Origin of the sequence: Akkermansia muciniphila (genome assembly GCF_002884975.1) — a bacterium.
Lineage (GTDB): Bacteria > Verrucomicrobiota > Verrucomicrobiia > Verrucomicrobiales > Akkermansiaceae > Akkermansia > Akkermansia muciniphila_C.
This window is the reverse complement of record NZ_PJKB01000002.1, coordinates 409,334-432,194: the sequence shown is the minus strand read 5'-3', so window position 1 is coordinate 432,194 and position 22,861 is coordinate 409,334. Positions and strand designations below refer to the sequence as shown.

At 59.6% G+C, this 22,861-nt stretch carries 23 protein-coding genes; 14 read left to right on the top strand and 9 right to left on the bottom strand.

From position 1 onward, the window contains the following. Window positions 1-6: 6 nt before the first annotated feature. From CXU21_RS07970 to yidC, 9 genes are all read left to right on the top strand, one after another. Window positions 7-903, top strand: coding sequence for a polyprenyl synthetase family protein (locus CXU21_RS07970; protein WP_102715503.1), 897 nt, complete (start codon window positions 7-9; stop codon window positions 901-903). Between the two features lie 16 nt (window positions 904-919). Further along, complete coding sequence (gene nadC / locus CXU21_RS07965; protein ID WP_102715501.1) at window positions 920-1,783, top strand: carboxylating nicotinate-nucleotide diphosphorylase; 864 nt, start codon at window positions 920-922, stop codon at window positions 1,781-1,783. 20 nt (window positions 1,784-1,803) lie between these two features. Then, window positions 1,804-2,442 carry a pyridoxamine 5'-phosphate oxidase gene (gene pdxH, locus CXU21_RS07960; RefSeq protein WP_102725656.1) on the top strand — a complete coding sequence of 213 codons (639 nt, stop codon included), beginning with the start codon at window positions 1,804-1,806 and terminating at the stop codon, window positions 2,440-2,442. Then, entirely contained in the window at window positions 2,439-3,275 is an 837-nt protein-coding gene (locus CXU21_RS07955; protein ID WP_102715497.1) for a D-hexose-6-phosphate mutarotase, read from the top strand. Before pdxH ends, CXU21_RS07955 begins: the two co-directional genes overlap by 4 nt. 285 nt (window positions 3,276-3,560) lie before the next feature. Next, complete coding sequence (locus CXU21_RS07950; protein ID WP_102725909.1) at window positions 3,561-5,672, top strand: glutamine synthetase III; 2,112 nt, start codon at window positions 3,561-3,563, stop codon at window positions 5,670-5,672. Between the two features lie 210 nt (window positions 5,673-5,882). Next, window positions 5,883-6,068 carry a 50S ribosomal protein L34 gene (rpmH, locus tag CXU21_RS07945; protein WP_012420297.1) on the top strand — a complete coding sequence of 62 codons (186 nt, stop codon included), beginning with the start codon at window positions 5,883-5,885 and terminating at the stop codon, window positions 6,066-6,068. A gap of 88 nt (window positions 6,069-6,156) precedes the next feature. Next, a complete protein-coding gene (rnpA, locus tag CXU21_RS07940; RefSeq protein WP_180972520.1) occupies window positions 6,157-6,504 on the top strand; it encodes a ribonuclease P protein component in 348 nt (115 codons plus the stop codon). Then, window positions 6,501-6,749, top strand: coding sequence for a membrane protein insertion efficiency factor YidD (gene yidD / locus CXU21_RS07935; protein WP_102725655.1), 249 nt, complete (start codon window positions 6,501-6,503; stop codon window positions 6,747-6,749). The genes rnpA and yidD overlap by 4 nt, the downstream gene beginning before the upstream one ends. A 47-nt stretch (window positions 6,750-6,796) precedes the next feature. Beyond that, the gene (gene yidC, locus CXU21_RS07930) at window positions 6,797-8,695 is read left to right on the top strand and encodes a membrane protein insertase YidC (RefSeq protein ID WP_102725654.1); all 1,899 of its coding nucleotides are present in this window, start codon (window positions 6,797-6,799) and stop codon (window positions 8,693-8,695) included. Between the two features lie 697 nt (window positions 8,696-9,392). Here the strand turns inward: yidC and ispF are convergent. The 6 genes from ispF to CXU21_RS07900 are packed head-to-tail and all read right to left on the bottom strand — an operon-like array spanning window position 9,393 to window position 16,227. Then, window positions 9,393-9,902, bottom strand: a complete 510-nt coding sequence (gene ispF, locus CXU21_RS07925) for a 2-C-methyl-D-erythritol 2,4-cyclodiphosphate synthase (protein WP_102715489.1) — start codon at window positions 9,900-9,902, stop codon at window positions 9,393-9,395. 20 nt (window positions 9,903-9,922) lie between these two features. Next, window positions 9,923-10,687 carry an inositol monophosphatase family protein gene (locus CXU21_RS07920; RefSeq protein WP_102725908.1) on the bottom strand — a complete coding sequence of 255 codons (765 nt, stop codon included), beginning with the start codon at window positions 10,685-10,687 and terminating at the stop codon, window positions 9,923-9,925. A gap of 31 nt (window positions 10,688-10,718) precedes the next feature. Next, a complete protein-coding gene (locus CXU21_RS07915) occupies window positions 10,719-12,509 on the bottom strand; it encodes a transglycosylase domain-containing protein (RefSeq protein ID WP_102725653.1) in 1,791 nt (596 codons plus the stop codon). A gap of 23 nt (window positions 12,510-12,532) precedes the next feature. Beyond that, window positions 12,533-14,965, bottom strand: a complete 2,433-nt coding sequence (locus CXU21_RS07910; protein ID WP_102725652.1) for a tetratricopeptide repeat protein — start codon at window positions 14,963-14,965, stop codon at window positions 12,533-12,535. Next, the gene (locus tag CXU21_RS07905) at window positions 14,962-15,408 is read right to left on the bottom strand and encodes an ExbD/TolR family protein (protein WP_102715483.1); all 447 of its coding nucleotides are present in this window, start codon (window positions 15,406-15,408) and stop codon (window positions 14,962-14,964) included. The genes CXU21_RS07910 and CXU21_RS07905 overlap by 4 nt, the downstream gene beginning before the upstream one ends. Before the next feature lie 36 nt (window positions 15,409-15,444). Beyond that, the gene (locus CXU21_RS07900) at window positions 15,445-16,227 is read right to left on the bottom strand and encodes a MotA/TolQ/ExbB proton channel family protein (RefSeq protein WP_102715481.1); all 783 of its coding nucleotides are present in this window, start codon (window positions 16,225-16,227) and stop codon (window positions 15,445-15,447) included. A 112-nt stretch (window positions 16,228-16,339) separates the two neighbouring features. Between CXU21_RS07900 and CXU21_RS07895 the strand changes: the two genes are divergently transcribed. Beyond that, window positions 16,340-17,908 carry an excinuclease ABC subunit UvrC gene (locus CXU21_RS07895; protein WP_257997374.1) on the top strand — a complete coding sequence of 523 codons (1,569 nt, stop codon included), beginning with the start codon at window positions 16,340-16,342 and terminating at the stop codon, window positions 17,906-17,908. A 6-nt stretch (window positions 17,909-17,914) separates the two neighbouring features. After that, a complete protein-coding gene (locus CXU21_RS07890) occupies window positions 17,915-18,352 on the top strand; it encodes a 23S rRNA (pseudouridine(1915)-N(3))-methyltransferase RlmH (protein ID WP_102715478.1) in 438 nt (145 codons plus the stop codon). Window positions 18,353-18,366: 14 nt separating this feature from the next. On the opposite strand, the gene CXU21_RS07885 is transcribed toward CXU21_RS07890, so the two are convergent. The 3 genes from CXU21_RS07885 to rplM form a co-directional block, all read right to left on the bottom strand. Further along, window positions 18,367-18,777 (bottom strand): hypothetical protein, encoded by a 411-nt coding sequence (locus CXU21_RS07885; protein ID WP_102725650.1) that lies wholly within the window; start codon window positions 18,775-18,777, stop codon window positions 18,367-18,369. A gap of 117 nt (window positions 18,778-18,894) precedes the next feature. Beyond that, entirely contained in the window at window positions 18,895-19,290 is a 396-nt protein-coding gene (gene rpsI / locus CXU21_RS07880) for a 30S ribosomal protein S9 (protein WP_102715474.1), read from the bottom strand. A gap of 15 nt (window positions 19,291-19,305) precedes the next feature. After that, on the bottom strand, window positions 19,306-19,734 hold the full coding sequence (rplM, locus tag CXU21_RS07875) for a 50S ribosomal protein L13 (RefSeq protein ID WP_102715472.1): 429 nt from the start codon (window positions 19,732-19,734) through the stop codon (window positions 19,306-19,308). A 581-nt stretch (window positions 19,735-20,315) separates the two neighbouring features. On the opposite strand from rplM, the gene infA reads away from it, so the two are divergent. The 3 genes from infA to radC all read left to right on the top strand — a co-directional run bounded on the left by infA (window position 20,316) and on the right by radC (window position 22,843). Continuing rightward, window positions 20,316-20,516 (top strand): translation initiation factor IF-1, encoded by a 201-nt coding sequence (infA, locus tag CXU21_RS07870; protein ID WP_031930865.1) that lies wholly within the window; start codon window positions 20,316-20,318, stop codon window positions 20,514-20,516. Between the two features lie 94 nt (window positions 20,517-20,610). Then, entirely contained in the window at window positions 20,611-22,101 is a 1,491-nt protein-coding gene (locus CXU21_RS07865) for an NAD(P)H-hydrate dehydratase (protein ID WP_102725649.1), read from the top strand. Window position 22,102: 1 nt separating this feature from the next. Further along, on the top strand, window positions 22,103-22,843 hold the full coding sequence (radC, locus tag CXU21_RS07860; RefSeq protein ID WP_102725648.1) for a RadC family protein: 741 nt from the start codon (window positions 22,103-22,105) through the stop codon (window positions 22,841-22,843). Window positions 22,844-22,861 lie beyond the last annotated feature (18 nt).

Sequence of the window (22,861 nt, the reverse complement as noted above, 5' to 3'; positions counted from 1 at the left end):
AACGTCATGTGTGAAGAACAATCCCTGAACGATTATATTACAGAACAGTGCGCCTTGATTGACGCCGCGCTGGACAGGCTCCTGCCCGCTGAGGACGAAAGGCCTGAAACCATCCACAAGGCCATGCGCTACAGCATGTTCGCGGGCGGCAAGAGAATGCGCCCCGTTCTTTGCCTGGCGGCCGCGGAAGCCTGCGGCGGCCTGGCGGTGGACGCCCTGGTGCCCGCCTGCGCCGTGGAGATGATGCACACGTATTCCCTGATTCATGACGACCTGCCGGCCATGGACAATGACGACCTGCGCCGCGGGAAGCCTACCAGCCACAAGGCCTTCGGAGAAGGAGTCGCCATTCTGGCCGGGGACGCCCTGCTGACGGAAGCCTTTGCCGTGATCGCCCAGGCGGACGATACGGAACGCTACACGGTCCGGGATTACGTCAAGGAACTGGCGGCCACCGGAGGCAGCACCATGCTGATCGGCGGCCAGGTGCTGGACCTGGAAGGGGAGCACAAGCAGCTTTCCGAGCCGGAAGTGCGCGCCGTGTACGAGGGGAAGACGGCAGCCCTGCTGACCACGGCCCTTCGCTTCGGCGCCATGTCCGCAAACGCCACGGAAGCCCAGCTGGAAGCCATCACGGACTTCGGTTACAACCTCGGCCTGGCCTTCCAGGTCATTGACGACATCCTGGACCTGACCGCCTCCACGGAAAAGCTCGGCAAGACCGCCGGCAAGGACGTGAACGCGCAGAAATCCACCTGCCCGGCCCTGATCGGCATGGACGGAGCCCGTTCCGAGGCGAAATGCCGCACCCAGGCAGCCCTGGACGCCCTGATGATTTTCCCGGAAGAGCGCCGCACCCGCCTGGTGGAACTGGCCAATTACCTTCTCAACCGCGAATATTAAGCCGCAATTTCCATTCATGCCCGCAGAACCCGTATCCGACAATCTGGAAACCCTGATCAACCTGGCGCTGGCCGAAGACTTCGGCTCCGGGGATGTGACCTCCACGTACTTCGTCCCGGAACACCTGACCGCCAGAGCCATTTTGACACCCCGTAAAAAAGGCGTTCTTTCCGGCGTCAACGTGGCGGCGGAAGTCTTCCGCAAGGTGGACCCCTCCCTGAAGGTGGAAGTGTACCTGCACGACGGGGAAGCCGTGGCGCCCGGCGCCGTGGTGATGCTCATTGAAGGCTCCGCCCGCTCCATCCTGGGAGCGGAACGCACCGCGCTCAATTTCATCCAGCGCCTTTCCGGCGTGGCCACGCTCACCCGTAAATACGTGAAGGCCGTCTCCCACACCAGCGCCCGCATCCTGGACACCCGCAAGACCACTCCCGGCTACCGCCTGCTGGAGAAAGCCGCCGTGGCCCACGGCGGAGGCACCAACCACCGCATGGGCCTGTATGACCGCGCCATGGTGAAGGATAACCACCTGATGACGGACGGCAACACGGAACACCTCCAGCAGTGCATTAACACGCTCCGCGCGGAAAAGCCCGGCGTGGAAATCCAGCTGGAAGCGGATACCCTGGAACAGGTGGAATCCTTCCTCAAGCTGGAAGGGGTGGACCACATCCTGCTGGACAACATGGCGCCGGAAATGCTGAAGCAGGCCGTCGCCCTGCGCGGCGACCGCGCCACTCCCCTGCTGGAAGCCAGCGGCGGCGTCAATCTGGAAACGGTGGCCGCCATTGCGGAATCCGGCGTGGACTTCGTCTCCGTGGGCTACGTCACCCACTCCGCCCCCTCCTTGGACCTGGGGCTGGATTTCAGCGTGGAATAACATTCATCCTTCAACCCATCATGGACCTGTCCAATTTCAGAGAAGAATACCTCAAGGGCCAGCTGCACAGAAAAGACCTGGCGGAGAACCCCTTTGAACAATTTCAAACCTGGTTTGAGCAGGCCCTGAAAGCGGGTATTCCGGAACCGAACGCCTTCTCCCTGGCTACGGTGAACGCGCAGGGGAGGCCGTCCCTGCGCACGGTGCTGCTCAAGTACTTTGACCAGACGGGCTTTGTCTTTTTCACCAACTACGGCAGCCACAAGGCCCATGACATTGAGGAAAATCCGCAGGTCTGCATGATGCTGCCCTGGGTGATGCTGGAACGCCAGGTCATCATTTACGGAAAAGCCGTCAAGGTCTCCCGTGCGGAATCCCTGAAATACTTCCTCACCCGTCCCAAGGAATCCCAGCTCGGCGCGTGGGTCTCCCAGCAAAGCTCCGTCATTTCCGGAAGAAAACTGCTGGAAATGAAGCTGATGGAGTTGAAAAACAAGTTCTCCAAGGGGGAAATTCCCCTGCCTTCCTTCTGGGGCGGCTACCGGATTATTCCGGACACCTTTGAATTCTGGCAGGGCGGCCCCGGCCGCGTTCACGACCGCTTCATGTACAAGCTTCAGGAAAACGGTTCCTGGACGATCGAACGCCTCCAGCCATGATCACTCCGCGTGCAACAGACCAGGGAATCACTTTTCTGGACGTGGAAACACCGCTCTGTACAGCCTCCCTGTGCCTGCAGGGGGCGCACCTCACGTCCTGGAAGCCGGAGGGACAGGAGGAATGCCTCTTCCTTTCCCCCAATGCGGTCTTTGCTCCCGGCAAGGCCATCCGCGGCGGGATTCCCGTCTGCTGGCCGTGGTTCGGGCCGCGGAAAAACGCACCGTCCCACGGCGTGGCGCGCATCTCTGAATGGCGCCTCCACCACCAGGAGACGGACAAGCAGGGGAACGTTCTGCTTTCCCTGGCCTTCTATCCGGAAGACGAGGCCTACCCCGCCGCCATCCTGCGCCTGACGCTGGGCCGCACGCTGGTCATGAAGCTGGAAACCACCGCCCGCATGCAGCCCTGCAAGCTCACGGAAGCCTTCCACAACTACTTTGCCGTGGGCAACCTGACCAAATGCCGCGTTCACGGGCTGGACGGCATCCCGTTCCGGGAAGAAGCGGCCCAGCCCATGAAGCATGGAGAACGCCCTCTGGCTCCCCTGGGGTGCCTGGACCGCGTCTACGACTGCCCCTCCTGTTCGGGAAAAACAGTGCTGGAGGACCTCGTGCTGAACCGCACTATCACCGTGGAACGGAACCACGCCTCCTCCGTCATCGTCTGGAACCCGGGGCAGCAGGGCGCTAACAACATGGCGGACCTGGGCGCGGCATCCTGGAACAAATTCCTGTGCGTTGAAGTGGGGAATGCCGGCACGCGCAGCATCCCCCTCGCCTCCGGGCAGACCCATACCATGTGCCAGAAAATCACGGTGGGTCCTTTGAAATAACAGGCATTTCCCTCCCCTTCATCTGCGGATAAAAGACTGTCCCGGACGGGAGCCCCCTTCCGGAAGAAAAGGCCTCCGGGGCAATTCCTCGCCGCTTCCGCACAGGGAAGCGTGAAACAGGCAGGCTTCCCGCGCCCACCCTCAACAAGATGAAAATTGGGCGCCTCAGGAACTTTTGTTCCCTGAAACATCCCTCCACCAACCTCTGAGGCAGGATTCGGCTTGCAAAAAACCCCCTTTTAAGGTTTGGTAGATTCCGAGCCTTTTGGCGCGTTCCCTACCAAGATGCATACAAACCCACCTTCCGATGTTGGCGACGCCGCAACTTTTATTGCGGAAATTTACGGTCAGGATGTCTTCAATATGGAGACCATGCGCGATTACCTGCCGCGTCCCGTTTACAAAAAACTGCTGGCGACCATCCGCAAGGACGAGAAGCTGGACCCGGACATTGCCAATGAAGTGGCCCAGGCCATGATGACGTGGGCCCTGGAAAAGGGCGCCAGCCATTACACCCACTGGTTCCAGCCTCTGAACGGAAGCACGGCGGAAAAGCATGACTCCTTCGTGGACGTGGACCCGGAAGGAAACCTGGAACTCAAGTTCTCCGGAAAGAGCCTGGTGCAGGGAGAGCCGGACGCCTCCAGCTTCCCCTCAGGCGGTCTCCGCGCCACCTTTGAAGCGCGCGGCTACACTGCCTGGGACCCCACCAGCCCCGCCTTCATCAAGCGCACGGAAAACGGAGCCACCCTCTGCATCCCCACCGCCTTCTGCTCCTACAAGGGGCAGGCGCTGGACAAAAAAACCCCCCTTCTGCGGTCCATGACCGCCGTCACCCGCCAGGCCAGGCGGCTGCTCGCCTGCTTTGGCGGGCCGGAAAACATCCACGTCAGCGCGGATCTGGGCGCGGAACAGGAATACTTCCTGGTGGACAAGCAGCTTTATGCCCTGCGGCCGGACCTGATGATGTGCGGCCGCACCCTCTTCGGCAACGTCCCCCCCAAGCACCAGCAGATGGAAGACCACTACTTCGGCTCCATCAAGGACCGCGTGCTGGAATTCATGGTGGACGTGGACGAAGCCCTCTGGAAGCTCGGCATTCCGGCCAAAACGCGCCACAATGAAGTGGCGCCGGGCCAGTTTGAAATCGCGCCCATCTTTGAAAGCCAGAACCTGGCCGTGGACCACAACATGTTGGTCATGGAAGTGCTCCGGAAAACCGCCAACAAGCATGACATGGTCTGCCTGCTGCATGAAAAGCCCTTCTCCGGCATGAACGGCTCCGGCAAGCATAACAACTGGTCCCTTTCCGCGCCCGGTTACGGCAGCCTGCTGAACCCCGGCTCCAGCCCGCAGGAAAATGCCATCTTCCTCACCCTGCTCTGCGCCACGATCAAGGCCGTGGACGAACATGCGGACCTGCTGCGCGCCTCCGTCGCCAAATCCGGCAACGAGCACCGCCTGGGCGCCCATGAAGCGCCTCCCGCCATCATCTCCATTTTCCTGGGAGACCTGCTGGATGAAATCATTGAGCAGATTGAAAAGGGCGGCACCAAAAAGGCACGCACCCTGAAGACCATCAACATTGGCGTGGACACCCTGCCTATGTTCCCGCTGGACGCCTCCGACCGCAACCGTACGAGCCCCTTCGCCTTCACGGGCAATAAATTCGAGTTCCGCGCCGTAGGCTCCTCCCAGACCTGCGCCTGGCCCATGACGGTGCTCAACACCATCGTGGCGGAAAGCCTGGATGAAATCTGCACCCTTCTGGAACCCGTGAAGGACAAACCGGAGGAATTCCACGCCACGCTGAACAAGCACCTCCAGGGCATTATCAAGAAGCACAAGCGCATCCTCTTCAGCGGGGACGGCTACGGCGAAGCCTGGATTGAAGAAGCGGAACGCCGCAAGCTCCCCAACGTTCCCGGCACCATCGAAGCCCTGGACGCCCTGGAAACGCCCAAGGCCAAGGCCCTCTTTGAAAAATACAAGGTGGTCAGCCCCGTGGAGCTCCACGCCCGCCATGAAATCCAGACGGAAATATTCTACAAGGAAATTAGCATTGAAGCGGAAACCGCCCTGCTGATGGTGGAAACCCTGTACATTCCCGCCGTGACGGAGCAGCTCACGCAGCTCACCACCGCCATCGCCCAGATGAAAGCCGCCGGAATCAAGGCAGGCATGAAATCCACTGTGGACCGCGCCAACCAGATCGGCACGCTGCTGGACCTCCTCCCCACCCAGGTGAAGGAACTCCGCCAGGCCGTAGACCGCGCCAGCACGAAGGAAATCCAGTCCGGCATGGACAATCTGAGAAGCACCATTGACATGCTGGAGGGCCTGACAGACGCAGACCTGTGGCCCGTCCCCACGTATGCGGAACTGCTCTTTCTGTAAAACAAGCGCCTTTCTTTAAAAGAAAAAGTTATTGATTATCAATTATAAATATCATAAAAAACAGTTCCTTCCGCAAGAAAAACGGCAATTTAATCGCCTGACGGATTGACAAAACAGCCAAAATAGTTATCCTTTCCGTCCGGTTGTGCATAGGCCGCTTAGACGGACGGCACTGAATCTAGTAATTCACAAGAAGCATCTTTCAACATCATGAGCAAGAGGACTTATCAACCATCCAAGCGTTGCCGCAAGCGTCAGTTCGGATTCCGTGCACGCATGGCTACCAAGAACGGAGCAGACATTATCCGCCGCCGCCGCGCCAAAGGCCGCAAGCGCCTGCTTCCCAAGGGAGCCGAAATCCAGTACAAGCGCCACACCATCCAGCACGGCCGTTAATTCAGCCGCCAGGACTCGGTTAACGCCTCCTTGGAACTTCTTTTCACGGGCCGACCCGCGGGAGATGCGTCTTACTCGTCAACAAAGCATGACCAGGGCATTTCAATTTGCCCGGGTACGCAACGAGGGACCATCCGTAGCAGGTCGGCTTATTGTTTTAAGTGCAGCCCCGCTGGAACATCCGGAGGCCCCCTCCAAATTCGGCATCATCTGCACCAAGAAAATCGGCTGCGCCGTCGTCCGCAACAAACTGCGGCGGCGCGTGCGGGAAATCCTGAGGGAGCACGGCGCCCCCTTTGAAAACGGCGTGCACCTGGTGTGCGTCCTCCGCTGGCGGGCCGTGGAAGCCAGCTATGCCGACCTGGAGCGGGACTGGCAAAAAGCCGCCCGCAAACTCAAGCTGCAACTTCTTTCCCGGGAAAAAGACAACGCATGATGAAATGGCTGCTCATTGCCCTGGTACAGGGCTATCAAACCTTCATCAGCGCTCCCCTGCATGCACTGGGGGGCCCCGGCAGCGGCTGCCGCTATACTCCCACCTGCTCCCAATACTTTATTCAGGCCGTCCGGCTCCACGGGGCATGGCGCGGCCTTCTTCTTGGAACATGGCGCATTTTAAGATGCAACCCGTGGGGCGGTTCAGGGTATGATCCCGTCCCTCCGGCCCGCACGCCGCGTTAAATTACCTTTCTCTCCCCCTACCAACTTCAATCAAGCTATATCACATTATGGATCGCACAGCATGGATCATCATAGGCGTTTGCGCCGCCCTTCTGGGCCTGAACATTTACATGGGCAACAATAAAAAGGAAGAGCCCGTCCCGGCAGCCCCCGTCCCCGCCCAGCAAACAGCTGCCGCTCCCGCCGTAGTTCCGGCGCCCGGCGCTGAAACGCCCGCAGCACCCGCCACGCCGGAACAGACTTCCGTTACCAAGGCTCTGGAAGAAGACAAAAGCAATCCGATCACGCTGACGGCAACGCAGGAAACGGACGGCAAGCAGGAGCCATTCATCACATACACCTTCAACCGCATAGGCGGCTCCATCGGCGCCGTCACCCTCCACAACGACATTGTGGACTCCCAGAAGGTCGCGGACCACAACATCACGATCAACGAAGCCCAGCAGAGGGGAATAGGCGAACTCGTCTTCAACATGGACGCCACGCAGGACCCCTCCTATGACAACACGGTATACCGGGAAGTCAAGCGCACGGCAGACTCCGTTACTCTGGAAGGCTATGACGCCGCACGGCAGCTTTTCATCTCCAAGACCTATACCCTGCACCCCGTCAAAAATCTGGAAGGAAACGTACTGCCCGGCAGCAAGTACCTTATCCGCCTGACCGTCTCCCTGCTCAACAAATCCTCCAATGTCCAGGACCTGCGCTACATGGGCATCTTCGGCGGCAGCGCCTACCCCATCGCCAAAAGCGAACCCAAGGACACCTACACCCACTTCTTTTACCATGCGGACGGCTCCCTGGAGCAGGAAGTGCCCTCCTACTTCACGGGCGGCATTTTCAGCACCGCGAAGGCCCGCGTTCTGGAAGGCCCCCTTCAGGACCTGACCTATGCCGGCGTGATGAGCCAGTATTACGCCACCATCCTTCTTCCCCAGGACAAGTCCAACGGCTCCACCGTGTACGCCACCCGCCAGGAATTCCCGCTGGCTCATGAAAACAACACGCTGGTGCCCGGCGTCACCGTAGCCATGGGCATTCCCAACCTGACGATGGCGCCCAACGAGATCAAGACGCTCACGTACGACATTTACACGGGCCCCAAGTTCAACGCCTACCTGCGCGACCTGAACCTCACCTACCCCGCCATCAGCGACATCATGGCATACGGCTGGCTCGTCTTCCTGAGCGTGCCCATGAACTGGCTGCTCAACCTCTTCCACGGATGGTTCGGCAACTGGGGCGTGGCCATCATCTGCATGACCATCGTCGTCCGCGCCCTCATCTGGCCGCTGCACAAGAAGTCCTACATGGCCATGAAGCGCATGTCCCTGGTTCAGCCGGAAATGGCCAAGCTCAAGGAAAAATATCCGGACGAACCCCAGAAGGTGAACATGGAAATGATGAAGCTGTACCAGAAGTACGGCATCAACCCGGCCAGCGGCTGCGTGCCCATGCTCATCCAGATACCCATCTTCTTCGCCTTCTACCGCGTCCTCCAGTACTCCGCGGAACTGAGGGGCCAGCCCTTCTGCCTGTGGATGACGGACCTGTCCCTGCCTGACACCGTAGGCCACCTGTTCGGCATTCCGATCAACATCCTGCCCCTCATCATGGCGGTGACCATGATCATCCAGATGCGGATGACTCCGCAGGCGGGAGAACGCTCCCAGCGCATCATCATGAACCTGATGCCCGTCATGTTCTTCCTGTTCTGTTATAACTTCGCTTCCGCCCTGGCCCTGTACTGGACCACGCAGAACCTTATATCCATCGGCCAGACGGCCCTGATCCGCCGCCTTCCCATGCCCGTGCTCACCGCCGCCAAAAAGAAGAAGCCCGGCTTCTTCCAGCGGATGATGGACCAGCAGCGCGTGGCCCTGGAGGAACAGCAGCGCAAGGGCAAGGGCCACAACATGCGCAACATTACTCCTAAAAAGAAATAAAGGCGCGCATTCAGCTCTCTTTTTCCCGCAAATGCGGCCGTTCACGCGGCCGCATTTTTTATAGGGGGGAGATGATGGGAACCGCACTGCGCCAAAGCTGCCGCCGGAAAAAAGAAACGCCTGCGCCCGTCGCCGCGCCTGATGAAAAAACCGGACTTCCCCACTCGGAGAAGCCCGGTTTTTCTCGTCATATATCTTTTGTGTAGCTAATTGGAGCGGCCCGGCAAAAAATGCCAAAACACCCACTGAAACCACCTTAGCGGATTATGAATCCGTTGCAGGAGGAGAAAGGGAGAAATACTCTTCCGCGCCGCTTCAGAAAAGATTTCAGGAACGAAAACCGGGACGCCTCCGTGCCCTGCTGAATATTTCCCTTCAAACCGCGCCATATTGACCTTCCACCGTATCTTTTGATAGTTGCCCCGCTGGGAACAAGTGCCTCCCGGCCCTTATGGAAAGAAACCGTTATTACGCTCCCATACCGGCATATGCGAAAGCCGGGAAGCATCATTTCAATGTGCATGGCATCCGGAAATGCCGTGGTGAATTTGCATTAAAGGATTTTCAATCAAATTTGTGGGTTGACCCCGGATTCATAATCCGTATGCAGCTCTACAGATTGATCCCCAGCCCATGGTACAAAAAGCCATGCTTCCCTTCTGCTTAAAGGGTTCCAAAAAAATACGGCAGTGATGCCTTATGGCGTGGGTAAATCTTCCGGCATCAAAATAGCCGCCACGGCAAAGGCGGCGATGCCTTCCCGGCGCCCCAGGGCGCCGAGCTGTTCATTGGTGGTGGCTTTCACTCCCACGCGCGCCGGGGAGATGCCCAGCGCGCTTCCCAGGGCTCCCTTCATCTGTTCCAGATAGGGGGAGATGCGCGGGGCTTCCGCAATCAGGGAAGAGTCCACATTCACCACGCGGCCGCCGCGTTCCCGGATCAGGGAAACGGCCTTCGCCACGATCTCCAGGGAAGAAATATCCTTGCAGGAGGGGTCTCCCGGCGGAAACCAGTAGCCGATGTCCGGTAATCCGGCCGCACCGAGCAGTGCATCCGCAATGGCATGGCACAGGACGTCCGCATCGGAATGGCCGTCCAGCCCGCGGGCGGAAGGAATGTGCACGCCCCCCAGCATGAGGGGCCGCGGGGCTTCCGCAAAACGGTGGATATCATATCCCAGCCCGGTAAGGGCAATCATGTCTTTCATACTGCGGCAGGGTGTTCAGGTTATTCGTCCAGCGCCTTCTCAATCGGGATGCGGCCATTCCAGGCGATAATGGCAAACTGTTCCGGGTTATCCTCCTTGGGTTCCAGAATCACCTTCCCTCCGGCGGCCTCCACCAGCAGAACGCCGGCGGCGATGTCCCAGATGGAAATGACGCTCTCCACATAGGCGTCAAACCTGCCGCAGGCGATGTAGGCCAGGGCCAGCGCAGCGGAGCCGTTGTTGCGCACCTTGCGCACCTGCCAGGCGATTTTGGCGAAGCGTTCAATCCCCTTTTCCTTGGAGCCGTCCGTCTTGCCGTGGCCCACGAACACCACGGCCTCCGCCATGCGCTCCCGGCGGCTGCAATGCATGGGCTGGTCATTCATGTACGGAATTCCTCCCTTTTCCACATGCCAGCATTCGTCCATCATGGGATCGTAAATCACGCCAAGCACCACTTCCCCGCGGCGGCGCAGGGCGATGGAGACGCAAAACCAGGGAATGGTGTAAAAGTAATTCACCGTCCCGTCAATGGGGTCCACAATCCATTCATATTCACTGTTGCGGTCTCCGGTATACCCTTCCTCGCCCAGAACGGCATGGGTGGGGAACACGGAGAGAATTTCCTCCGTAATCAATTTCTGGGAAAGCTTGTCCAGCTCCAGCTTAATATCGTTCTGGCTGGCTTCATCCACTTTCTTGCTGTCATAAAAATGCTTTTTCAGGAAGGCTCCGGCGGATTTGGCGGCCAGAATGGCCGTGGTCATTTCAGGTGAGTGGTTCATGATATGGTCTATTGTAGAAAATTTGCTTTCGTCAGGAATCCTGTTCTGCGGGGGCTTCCTTTTCCTTCCGTTCCCGGGCTGCTTTCCTCCGGCTTTCCTCCGCCCGGTCATACACTTCCCCGGCCAGCGCGGCGGAGGTTTTTGCCAGAGCAGCCGCCACCCCCTTCTTTTTATAAACGGCCTCCTCCGGGGAGTCAAAGCCCACCCAGACGAACACCGTGAAATAACGCCCCATGACGGCGGAGAAATTCCCCGTGTTCTCCGGCAGCCTGACATTGACGAACGTCTTCCTGGAGCGCTCGTCATAACGGAAGGGGGGCAGCGCGGCCACCAGATGGGCGGATTCACGCGGCAGGATTTCACGGCGGCTTTCCTCCGGAGAGGGCGCATTCACCATGACCAGGTTCTTCTTGGTGGTGCCTACCTGCCGGACGGAGGATATCTGCACGTTGCGCCCGTCGTTGCCGATCAAATACAGCGCATTGACGGCTTGCGCCAGAGGAGCCCGGAACCTCCCGGCATACAGCTCAGGGGAACGGGGGAGGTCTCCCTTGTAGCCGGCTTTCTGCGCCGTTTCTATCACCGTATTGAACCCTACCCCGCGCCCGGTGACTTCCGGACTGCTGCGGATGACGGTTCTGCGCTGGTCCACGGCGCATACGTTGACAATGGGGGTAAAGAGGTCTCCGGGCATCACCATGGTCTGCCACCGGTCCACGCCGTCCAGGGCGGAGCGTCCGCCCGTCACGGCCAGCAGGTCCCCCTTGCGGGAGTCCACGCACAGCACGGCCGCCTGCACGCAATTCTTCAGCTGGTTATCCACCCTCCTGGGCAGTCCTGACCACACGGGGGAATGTTCCAGCGCGGTCAGCTGGGGCTCGCTTATTTCCTCCACCATGCGCTGAAATTCCAGATCCAGCGTGGTCATCACAAAAATGCTGGAGGTCCCCTCCTGCTCGTCGCAGCAGTCCATGTCCCCCAGTTCACGGGAAATGACCAGGATGGGGTACGAGCCGGGCCGGGCCTCCTTCTCTCCCGCTACCGTCATCGGCTCACGGGATGCCTGCCATAATTGCTCCTGGGTGATGAAATTGCATTCCAGCATCCTTTCCAGCGTGGCGTTGCGCACCTTGACGGCCGCCTCCGGACTGTAAACGGGGTTGTAGATGGACGGCCCGCGCACCAGGCCGGCCAGCGTGGCGCATTCCTCCAGCGTGAGATCCGCCACTTTTTTGCCGAAGTACAGGTCCGCCGCCTGGGCAATGCCGTAGCATTGCTGGCCGAAGTAGATGCGGTTCAGGTAAGCCGTTAGAATTTCATCCTTGGAGTACTTTCCCTCAATGCGGCGCGCCACGGCCATTTCCAGAACTTTGCGGTCCAGGGTCTTTCCCCCCAGTTCATAGCAGTTCCTCGCCAACTGCATCGTGATGGTGGACGCCCCCTGGGCATAAGACAGCGTGGTGAGGTTCCGGCAGATGGAGCGGATAATGGAGGAATACACGATGCCGCCGTGATCAAAAAAGGCTTCGTCCTCACGCGCAATGAAGGCGTTCACCAGATTGTCCGGCAGTTCATTGCGGGCCACGTACACCCGGTCATGGTCCGTCAGGGTGCCTATCCACTGGCCGTTGCGGTCATACGCGGCGCAGTTTTCCAGCGGGGCCAGCACTTCGTCCAGTTCATACTGGTCCGCCCTCCAGGCGTACACGAGCAGGACAATGATGAAGGCAATGGGAATGAGCCCCAGCCACAGCAGCATGCGGCCCAGATTGCGGGGAAGCAATCCGAACAGATCATACCATCTTTTGCGCCTGTTCTCCATTCCGGTTCCAATGATCAGGACGCCTAGCGGGCGTCCGGGGGCAGTGATTCTTCATCCTGCTTCCAATCCGGGAACTCCTTCTGCAGGCGCGCCCGGTACTGGGAAGCCTCCGACTTGCGGCCGGCCTTGTCCAGCGCTTCCGCCGCCTTGAACAGGGCCTTGGGCTTCAGTTCGGCGTCATTGACGAACAATTCAGCCGTAACGCCATAATACTTGGCCGCTTCATCAAACTTTTTCTCCGCATAGGAAATGTCTCCCAGAATGATTTTCAGGGAGGCCATCAGAGGGCCTTCCACGCCCAGCGCCAGCGCTTCCTCCGCCGTCTTCCGGGCGTCCGCATACCTGCCCAGTCCCAGCAGGATGGAGGCCTTGTCCAGCAAGCCGTCCGCCCGGCGGTAGGGCTGGTCCTCATCTTTCAGGAAATTATTGGAGGCCACCAGGGCGCGGTCATACTTTTTCAGAGCCAGCCGTACCTTCGCCAGATTGCGCCAGATCACCTTCTTCACGTTCTGAAGCTGGTCATTCTGCGTGGCCCAGGTCATGTACTTGTCCGCCGTTTCCAAATCCTTCATGCCGTAGGCCTGAAGGCCCAGCCACGCGGGAATGACGTCGGGCACGCGGGCTACGGCTGAGGGGTTTTCCTTCTGGAGGGTTTCCAGGGCTTCCTTCAATTTTTTCACGTCCTGGAGCTTGTGATAGGAAAGCACGGAAAGCACGTTCACCTGCTCTCCGTATTTCTGGGGGTCCAGCGTCTTGGCCTCCGCCATGTGGCTGATGGAGGATTTGAAATCCCCCTGGTCAAACGCCGCACGGCCCAGCAGGAAGTGGGCTTCCGCCAGGGCGGCGGGGGAGGCCTTCGGGAAGTTCTGGATCAGGCCTTCATAGTACTTCGCCATGTTCACCATATCCTGGCGGCCAGCATAAATCTGGGCCGCCCGCTGCCATGCGGCGGCGGCGGATTCCTCCTTGGGCCAGCGTGCGATCACCCTGTCAAAATCCATCAGGGCTTCCGCCTCCTTCTTGGTTTTGGCGTACATGTCGCCGCGCAGGGTCAGAGCCTCGCAAATGCGGGGGTCCTGCGGGTACTTGTTGATGAAATCCGTCAACAGCGTGGCGGCCACTTCCCGGTTCCCGGCCTGGGCGATGGCCCATGCGCTCTTGTACAAAATGTCCGCACGCATCTTGGGAGGCAGCTTGTCAAAATCAATGCTGGCATAAAACCGGGCGGCATCCGCCGGACTGCTGTTAAACAGATTCTCCGCGGCCATCAGGCGCACGAGGTCATGCAGCTCACTGGTCGGAAAGGCCTTGGCATAATGATTCAGAAAACTCTGCGCACGCTGCGGAAGGTCTTTCTGCTTGAGTTCATTATAGCACAGCAGACGGTAAAAGGAGGCCTGCATGGCTTCCTGCGTATAAGGAACGGTCTTTTCCGCTTCCAGGAAGAAATCCGCCGCCTTCTGGTATTCCTTCAGCTTGTAGGCTGACTGGCCCAGCAGCATCAGGAGGCGTACTTCTCCTTCCTTGGTCGGCATCTTCATGTCCTTCTGCTGCGCGTACTGGGAAAGGATTTCCTTGTACTTGCCCATGTTGTACAATCCCAGGAGCAGCCCCATGCGGGCCTCCGGGGCCATTTCCTTCAGGGACTCATCCTTCAAGAGCCGTTCATAAAGAACCTGGGCTTCCGCGGTCTTCTTCAGCTTGGTAGCCAGCATGGCGGCCTGGAGGGTGGCAATACCCCGGTTCCGGTCATCCACGCCGGGCGTTTCCAGCACCTTGCGGTATTCGGAATAGGCTTCGCCCAGCCGGCCCGTATCCGCGCACAGGGCGGCATACCCCATCCGGGACACCAGCACGAATTTTCCGTCAGCCTGCGGATTGCCCATCACCGCGCAGAACATGGTGGCGGCGCCTTCCGGATTCCCGCTGGAAAGAAAAAGGCGCCCCAGACGGTACTGGGCGTCCACCTTCAAGTCATTCTGTTCCGCATTGCGGACCACGAGCTGGTAATACTGGATGGCCTTTTCCGCCTCCCCGGCGGCGGAAGCGGCCGTGGCCAGACGGTAGGCGGAAGCGGCGATCAGGGCCGGAGTGCCCGTCTGGGTGAGCCTGCGGAACAGGGCATGCGCGTCCGCCTTCCTTCCGAGTTCCGTGAGGCACATGGCGGCGCGGTACTCCGCCAGGGGGGCCTGGGCGGACTGGGGGAAGCGCTGGGAAAATTCCAGGTACTTGCGCAGGCTCAGATCAAGCAGGCGGCCGTGTTCCTGCGGATTTCCCTTCATGGCAGGCTCCTGGGCCTGCTTGTACAGCATGTCCGCCATGTCCAGGGTATCCTGCTCCGGATTGGCGACCAGCGGGCCGTCCGGTACGGGAGCGGCGTCCGGGATGTTCTCCTGCGCGGCGGCAAACGCGGCCAGGGCCATTAAACCTGCATTGACGAAAAGGAACGCTTTCATGAAGCTTGGGGGTTGGAAACATTGACGGAAGACGGAGCCGGAGGCCGCGTGGAAAAGGAAACGTTGTTCAGGCCGGCCTTCAGGCAGGCGTCCATCACATGCACCACCACGCCGGATTCCGCCTTCTCATCCACGCGGATGCGGACGAGCATGGTTTTATCCAGCCGGGCGACGGAAAGAAGCTTGTCTTCCAGCTGCGGCATGGTGTACGGCTGGCGGTTGATGACCACCGTGCCGTCTTTCCGGATATTCACGGTGATTTCATTGGAAACGCTTTCACCAGGCTTGGGAGTCTCCGCGGAGGGAAGGTTGATGGAAAGGTCCGGCTCGTCATCCTCAAACGTCTGGGTCACGATGAAAAACACCAGCAGCAGAAAAACAATGTCCAGCATGGGGGCCAGCTGGAACCCGATGGGATTGGGCATTTTATAATGGAATTTCATACGTTTTTCCGGTGTTGGGAGCGGAGCCGCTTCCTGTTAAAGCCCGCGCACGTCGCGCAGGGAGGTGGGGTCCACGGGCACTCTGGGGAGTTCCTCCTCATGGAACGCCCCCGCGCGCGGCTTCTGGAGCTGGGTGGCGACTACGGAAACACTGTGCGTTACCGCGGCCTCCAGGTCCCCCACGCGCTTGTGCACCCGGCTGCGGAAGTACACATACGCCAGAATGGCGGGAATACCCAGCATCAGGCCGCCCGCCGTGGTGATCAGGGCTTCCGCCACGCCGCCGGCCATGTCAATGCGCTGCTTGCCGCCGGAGAAATCACCGTTGGCGATCTCAAAGAAGGTTTTCATCATCCCGACCACGGTACCCAGCAGCCCGAGCATGGGAGCCAGCGCGCCGATGTCCGAGAGCCAGGAAATCTGGCGGCTCAGGAAACCCGCCTGCCGTCCGCCTTCCGCGGCCGCTATTTCCCTTACCTCCTCAAACTGGGCGGAAGGATTGCGGAGCATGAAACTGGCTACCGTCAGCATCACGCGCGCGTAACAGGAATCCCCATCCTTGCAGAGGATGGACAAGCCCGTGTAATCCCTCTTGCGGATGAAGGATTCCGCCTGTTCCACCAGCTTGGTGGGCAGAACGGCGGAGGCGCGGGTGGAAAAACAGCACATGACCAGCACCACCACTCCGGCGATGGACAACAGGAGCAGCGGCCACATGATGAAGCCGCCTTTCATAAACAGCTCGGAGAGGGGATAGTTTCTATCTCCCACCACAAAGTCCATGGCGGCAGCCAGCGTGGTAAACGGTACAGGATTCATACAAAAGACGTAGGGGATTATACAGAAGATGTCTTCCTAGGCAAGCCAAGTAGCCGTAATGCAGTACGTTTCCGCAGTTTCATTTCTTGCCGCATATGGCATAATAACCCCCGTGGCAGATCGTGAAAAACCATCCCTGAAGGAACTCTGGAGGCAAACCCCGCATAAACCCGGCGTTTACATCATGAAAGACGCCCTGGGGAATACCATTTACGTAGGCAAGGCGAAGGACCTCCACCGCCGCCTGGGCAACTACTTTTCCCCCACCGGGGCCACCCTCTCCAACCACAAGACACGGGCGCTCATCAACGCCATCGCGTCATTCGACTACTTTGAAACCAGGAACGACCAGGAGGCTTTTCTGCTGGAAAGCAAGCTCATCAAGCAGTACCGCCCGCATTACAACATCCAGATGAAGGATGACAAGCGCTACCCCCTGCTGAAAATCCCCAAGGGGGAGCAACTGCCGCGCTTCCAGCTGGCGCGGGTGCGGAAGGATGACGGGGCGCGCTACTTCGGCCCCTTTGTCCATGCCCAGGCGCTGTACGCCACGCAGGAATGGATTAACAGGCACTTCCGCCTGCGGACCTGCAAGGCCAGGAATCCCGGCCTCAACGACTTCCGTCACTGCCATGCGGACGTGATACGCAATTGCTCCGCCCCGTGCATAGGCCGCATTTCCGCCAGTGACTACAACCGGAACTTTGACCAGGCGGTGCGCCTGCTGGAAGGAACGGGGAAAAAAAGCGCCCTGGACGAATTGACCGGGGAGATGATGCAGGCCTCCGACGAGCTGGACTTTGAACGCGCCGCCTACCTGCGGGACATCCGGGACAACCTGGTCAAGGTGCTGGAGCCCGCGCGGAGGTTCCAGAAGGGAACGCCCAACCTGCCCGGCACCGTGCGTCCGGCGGAGGACATGAAGGAACTGGGGCTGGCCCTTGGGCTGGAAGAGCCCCCCGCTATCATGGAATGCTTTGACATTTCCAACGTCTCCTCCAACCACATCGTAGCCTCCATGGTGCGGTTCACCAACGGCAGGCCGGACAACAAGGCGTACCGCCGCTACCGCATCCGCACCGTGGACGGCCAGAATGACTTTGCCTCCATGTCGGAAGTCATCCGGCGGCGCTATTCCCGCATTCTGGCGGAAAGTGACGCCGTGGCTTCCCGTCCCGCAGGCATGAGCCTGTACCAATGGCTCAAAAAACTCAGCGCGGAAGGGAAAGCCCCCATCAAGGTTCCGGACCTGGTGGTGGTGGACGGCGGCAAGGGCCAGCTTTCCTCCGCCCTGGCGGACCTGGAGGCCATCGGACTGGGGGACATGCCCATCGTGGGCCTGGCCAAGCAGAGGGAGGAGATATTCTTCCCCCACCAGTCACAGCCCCTGTGCCTGCCGCACAGTACGGGAGCCCTCAAACTCATGCAGCGCATCCGCGACGAAGCGCACCGGTTTGCCAACGGGTACAACGAGCTGCTTTACCGGAAGCGCATGCGGGAAAGCGCCCTGGACGACGCTCCGGGCATGAGCGCCTCCAAAAAAAGCCTGCTGCTGGAAAAATTCAAATCCGTGGCCGCCATCAGAAAGGCGGACCCCGCCTCCATAGCCGCCATCCGCGGCATCTCGGAAACCTGGGCGCGCAACCTGCTGGATTATCTCAACTCATCCCCCAACGCCTGACCTCACATGCAATTCCTCATTCTGGCCGCGGGCAAGCCGGCCCTCAACTACGCCCGGGAAGGCGTGGAACTTTATCTCAACCGCCTCAAGCCGTTCGGCAAGGCGGAACTCAAACTCGTCAGGGACGGAAGCTCCAAAGACGTTTCAGAGCGCCTGCTGGCCGCCAGCGAGGGCTGTCTGCGCATTGCCATGGACGAACGCGGAGAACTCTGGACTACGGAGAAGCTGGTCAAGCTGGCGCGGGACTGGCAGATGCGTTCCGTGCGCCGCATCGCGTTCCTCATCGGAGCCTCGGACGGCCATACGGAGGAACTGCGTTCCCGGTGTGACCATATCCTGGCGTTGAGCAAATTCACCCTCCAGCATGAGCTGGCGCTCGTCGTATTGCTGGAACAGCTATACCGCTGCCACACCATCCTGGCGGGAACGCCGTACCATCGGTAAATTTCAATACTCAGTCACTCCCGGTCAATCAAGGCCTTCACCATGACGATGATGGCCATGACTACAGCCAGCCCCCATGCCGTAGAATCACCTACGATCCCCGTGGAAAACGCCGGGAAGGGATTGAACGCCACCGCCAGGGATCCAAACACCCAGCCCCAGCCGGAAAGGCCTTTCTTAAAAGCTGCGTAAGCCAGGTAGAAATACAAGGCAACACTCGCAAACTGGAAAAAAGGAAAACCCGGGCCGTATTTGACCACCTTGGGCGCATTAAAACTGGCGTAATGGGAATGTCTCAAAAAAGAGTCCACCAGGAGCAGAAGCGGCGCGCCAAGCAAAGGGGCAAGCGGGAAGAGAAACCTTGTAGTTTTCTCTTCTTCCAGGGAAGGTTCCGTAGCTGTGTCTTCCTGAGGCTCTGTCGTCATGGCACTCCTTCATAACAATAACCGGCCTCCCCGGCAACGAAAAAGGAGTACTCCACAGGGAGCACTCCTTTTCCGAGAAAGAAATGGTAGGACCAGTTCCTTCGCAACCAGCCAAGCTTAGCGCTTGGAGAACTGGTAACGCTTGCGGGCGCCGGGACGACCGGGCTTTTTACGTTCCTTCATGCGGGAATCACGGGTCAGGAGACCGAATTCACGCAGCTGGGCGCGGGAAGCTTCATCAACCTGGACCAGGGCGCGGGCGATCGCCATGCGGATAGCGCCCACCTGGCCGTGAATGCCGCCGCCCTTGGTGACGACGTTCACGTCGAATTTGTTCATGGTGTTGGTCACCTGGAAGGGTTGAAGAACGGCGTTCTGCAACTGGACGGTGGGAAGGTATTCTTCAAAACCGCGGCGGTTGATCGTGATGCGGCCGGAACCTTCAGTAAGCCAAGCGTGTGCAATGGCGGTCTTGCGACGGCCGGTGGCGTTGAATGGGGTTGTCTGACTCATGTCTGGAAAAATCGGTTAGAGAGTGATGGCGGTGGGCTGCTGGGCTTCATGCGGATGACCGGCACCGGCGTAAACCTTCAGCTTGGACATTTGCTGACGGCCCAGGCGGGTGTGAGGCACCATGCCCTTGACGGCCAGTTCCAGAAGAAGTTCGGGACGGCGGGCGCGGATTTTCCGGGGAGTGTCCACCTGCTTGCCGCCGACGTAGCCGGAGAAACGGGTGTAAATCTTGGCGTTTTCCTTGTTGCCGGTCAGCACCACCTTGTCCGCGTTTACGATAATGACAAAGTCGCCACAATCAACGTGGGGGGTGAAAATTGTCTTGTTCTTGCCACGCAAAATGTTAGCCGCTTCAACGGCAACACGGCCGAGCACCTTGTCGGCAGCGTCTATAACATACCATTTGCGCTCTACTTCTTGCGGTTTGGCTGAGAAGGTCTTCATGGTTCAATTCTTCGTTCTCGGTTTTCGGCATCCTGCCGTAATCTTCCAATTCGGGGGCGCATTCCTAATGATTATTCACGTAAATGTCAAATACTTTTTCTCTATTACTCCCCTTTTGAAGGCTTTTTTCCCCTCTGCCCGGAGAATCGCGGCTTAATTGCGGCGTTTTCACATTCGGGGCTTGCCCTCGTGGAAATATGGCCTATTATTCGCCTGCGCGAAAATTCGTACACGCGCGTTCATTTTAACCTTACAAGGAGAATCCTATCAGCCCGAATCCAAGACCCAGCAACCGCCCTACCGGCGGACAGAATTCCCGCCCCGGCCCCAGGCCGGCGGGCAGCAGCACAAGACCGGCCGGCAACGGCAGCCGTCCAGGACAGCCCCGGCCCGCAGGAAGCGGCACCGGCCCTGCGCGCCCGGCCGGACAGTCCGCTGGCCCGGGAGGAGCCAGAACAGGCGGGGGCCCGCGCCCCGGAGGCGGACCGAACCGCCCGCGCCCGCAGGGAGGCGGAGGACGTCACAAGGGCAGGAGGCATTTCAGCAAGTCAGCGCCCAAGGAAGAAAACTCCGAAAGTGAGATTGAAGTGGAAGGCACCATCTGCGCCGTGCTGGCAGGCACCATGTTCAAGGTGCGCCTGCCCAACGGGCACGAAGTGCTGGCCCATATCTCCGGCAAGATGCGCAAGCGGTTCATCAAAATCGTGGTAGGCGACAAGGTCCGCATGGAAATGTCCCCCTATGACATGACCAAGGCGCGCATCACCTTCCGTATCGGTTAACCGTTCCGGATTCACTCCTTTTACGAAAAACCTTCTCCGGCTTGCCGGAGAAGGTTTTTTAGCGTAGAGTGCGGACTGACTCCACCAACGCGCCATGAAAGTTTGCTCCACGGAAAATATGCAGATCGCGGAACGCGAGCTCATCGTCAGCGGAACGCCTGCCAGGGCCCTCATGAAACAGGCCTCTGCCGGCATTGCGGAAGCCGTCATGCAGTTCTTTCCGGCTCCCGGGCTATGCGTAGCCTATGTGGGAAAGGGCAACAATGGCGGGGACGCCCTCACCGTCCTCAACATCCTGAAACAGCACGGCTGGGAAATCGGATTCCGGGCTGCCTATCCACGTTCCGAATGGGGGGAACTGCCCGTCCGCCAACTGGCGGAAATCTCCCCTCCGCCCCAGGAATACCAGGAAGCCCCCCTGCCCCGGACGGGAAAGCCCATGATCCTGCTGGACGGGCTGCTGGGCATTGGCGCCAGGGGGCTGCTCCGCCAGGAAATCTCCGACCTCTGCGCGGAAATGAATTACCTGCGGAACCGCTGCGGAGCCGTGCGAACCGTGGCAATAGACATCCCCACGGGAATTGACCCGGATACGGGAATGCCTCAGGAAAACGCCATAGAGGCGGATTTCACCATGTGCATAGGAGCCGTCAAGCAGGGGCTGCTGGATGATGATGCCACCCTGCACACGGGGCGCCTGGCCTGCATTGACCTTCCCGGACTCCATGTGCAGGCCCTGCCCGCCACAGAACTCATCACCTCCTCCCGGCTTACCAAATTCCTCTCTGCAAGGCCCTATACGGATTATAAGAACAAACGCGGGCACATTGGCGTCATTGCCGGGTCGGAAGGGATGCTGGGGGCGGCCAGGCTGTGCTGTGAAGCCGCCCTCCGGGCCGGAGCAGGACTGGTGACGCTGCACGTCCACCGGGATGCCTACCCCTTCATTGCGCCGTCCATGCCGCCGGAAATCATGGTCAGGCCCGTGGACAGCTATGCGGACGTATCCCTCCGGACATTCAGCGCCTTCCTCATTGGCCCCGGCATCGGGTCCGTATCGGAGGAAGACGCGGAGGCCATCCGCCTCATTTTGGAAACCGGCACTCCCGCTGTTCTGGATGCGGACGGTCTGAACCTGGCTGCCGCCATGCAGTGGAGCCTGGGAGAGCACATCCTTGCTACTCCGCACCATGGGGAAATCCGCCGCCTTCTGCCGGATGCGGACAACTGCGCCATCCGGGCAGACATTGCGGACTGCTTCATGGAGGAGCACGAAGCGGCCTTGGTCTACAAGGGGGCCCGCACCATCGTCACCCAGCGGGGAAAACCCCTCTTTTACAACATCACCGGAGGCCCCGGCATGGCTACCGCCGGCCAGGGGGACGTGCTGGCGGGCGTCTGCGGCGGCTTCCTGGCGCAAGGGGAATCACTGCTGGTCTCCGCCGTTCTGGGAACCTACCTGTGCGGCCGTGCTTCCGAGATAGCCATCTCCTCCGGAGATTCCACCCAGCAGACCCTGACGGCGGGGGACACGCTGCGCCATCTGCCCGCCGCCATCCTTTCCACCGCACGCCTCTGCTACTGACATGGCCTACCGCAAACTCCAGGACCTCCCCTCCCAATCCCTGCCGAGGGAGAAACTGCTGCGCCAGGGAAGGCACAGCCTCAGCAATGCGGAACTGCTGGCGATCTTCCTGCGGATGGGTATCAAGGGAAAAAACGTACTGGACATGTCCTCGGACCTGATCCAGTCCGCAGGCTCCCTGGATGCCCTGGCCCACATGGATGCCGCGGAAATAGCGGACATCTGCAAGGGAATAGGCATGGCGAAAGCGGCCACGCTGAGCGCCGCTTTCGAACTGGGCGCGCGGGCCCTACGGGAAACGATGATGCGGCGCCCCATCCAGACGCCTGAAGACGTCTACGACTATTTGACCACCGCGATGCGCTGGAGGGACAGGGAAACCGTGCTTGTTCTGCTGCTGGATACCAAATGCAGCCTCATCAAGCCTGTGGAAATCTCCAGCGGCACCCTGAACGAATCCATTGCCCACCCGCGCGACATCCTGCGCCCTTCCGTCATCCATAACGCCTACGGCTTCATTCTGGCGCACAATCACCCCAGCGGAAATCCGGCGCCCAGCCGCACGGACGACCTCCTGACAGAACGCGTCCGGGAATGCGCCAAACTCCTCGGCGTCCGTTTCCTGGACCATATCATCATCGGAAAACCCACCGAAACGGCATCCAGGAACTACTACAGCTACAACCATCCCAACGGGGAGCGGCTCAAGGAAGCCATCAAAGGACGCCCCCTCTATCATTGAATAACCTTCCTCCGTATT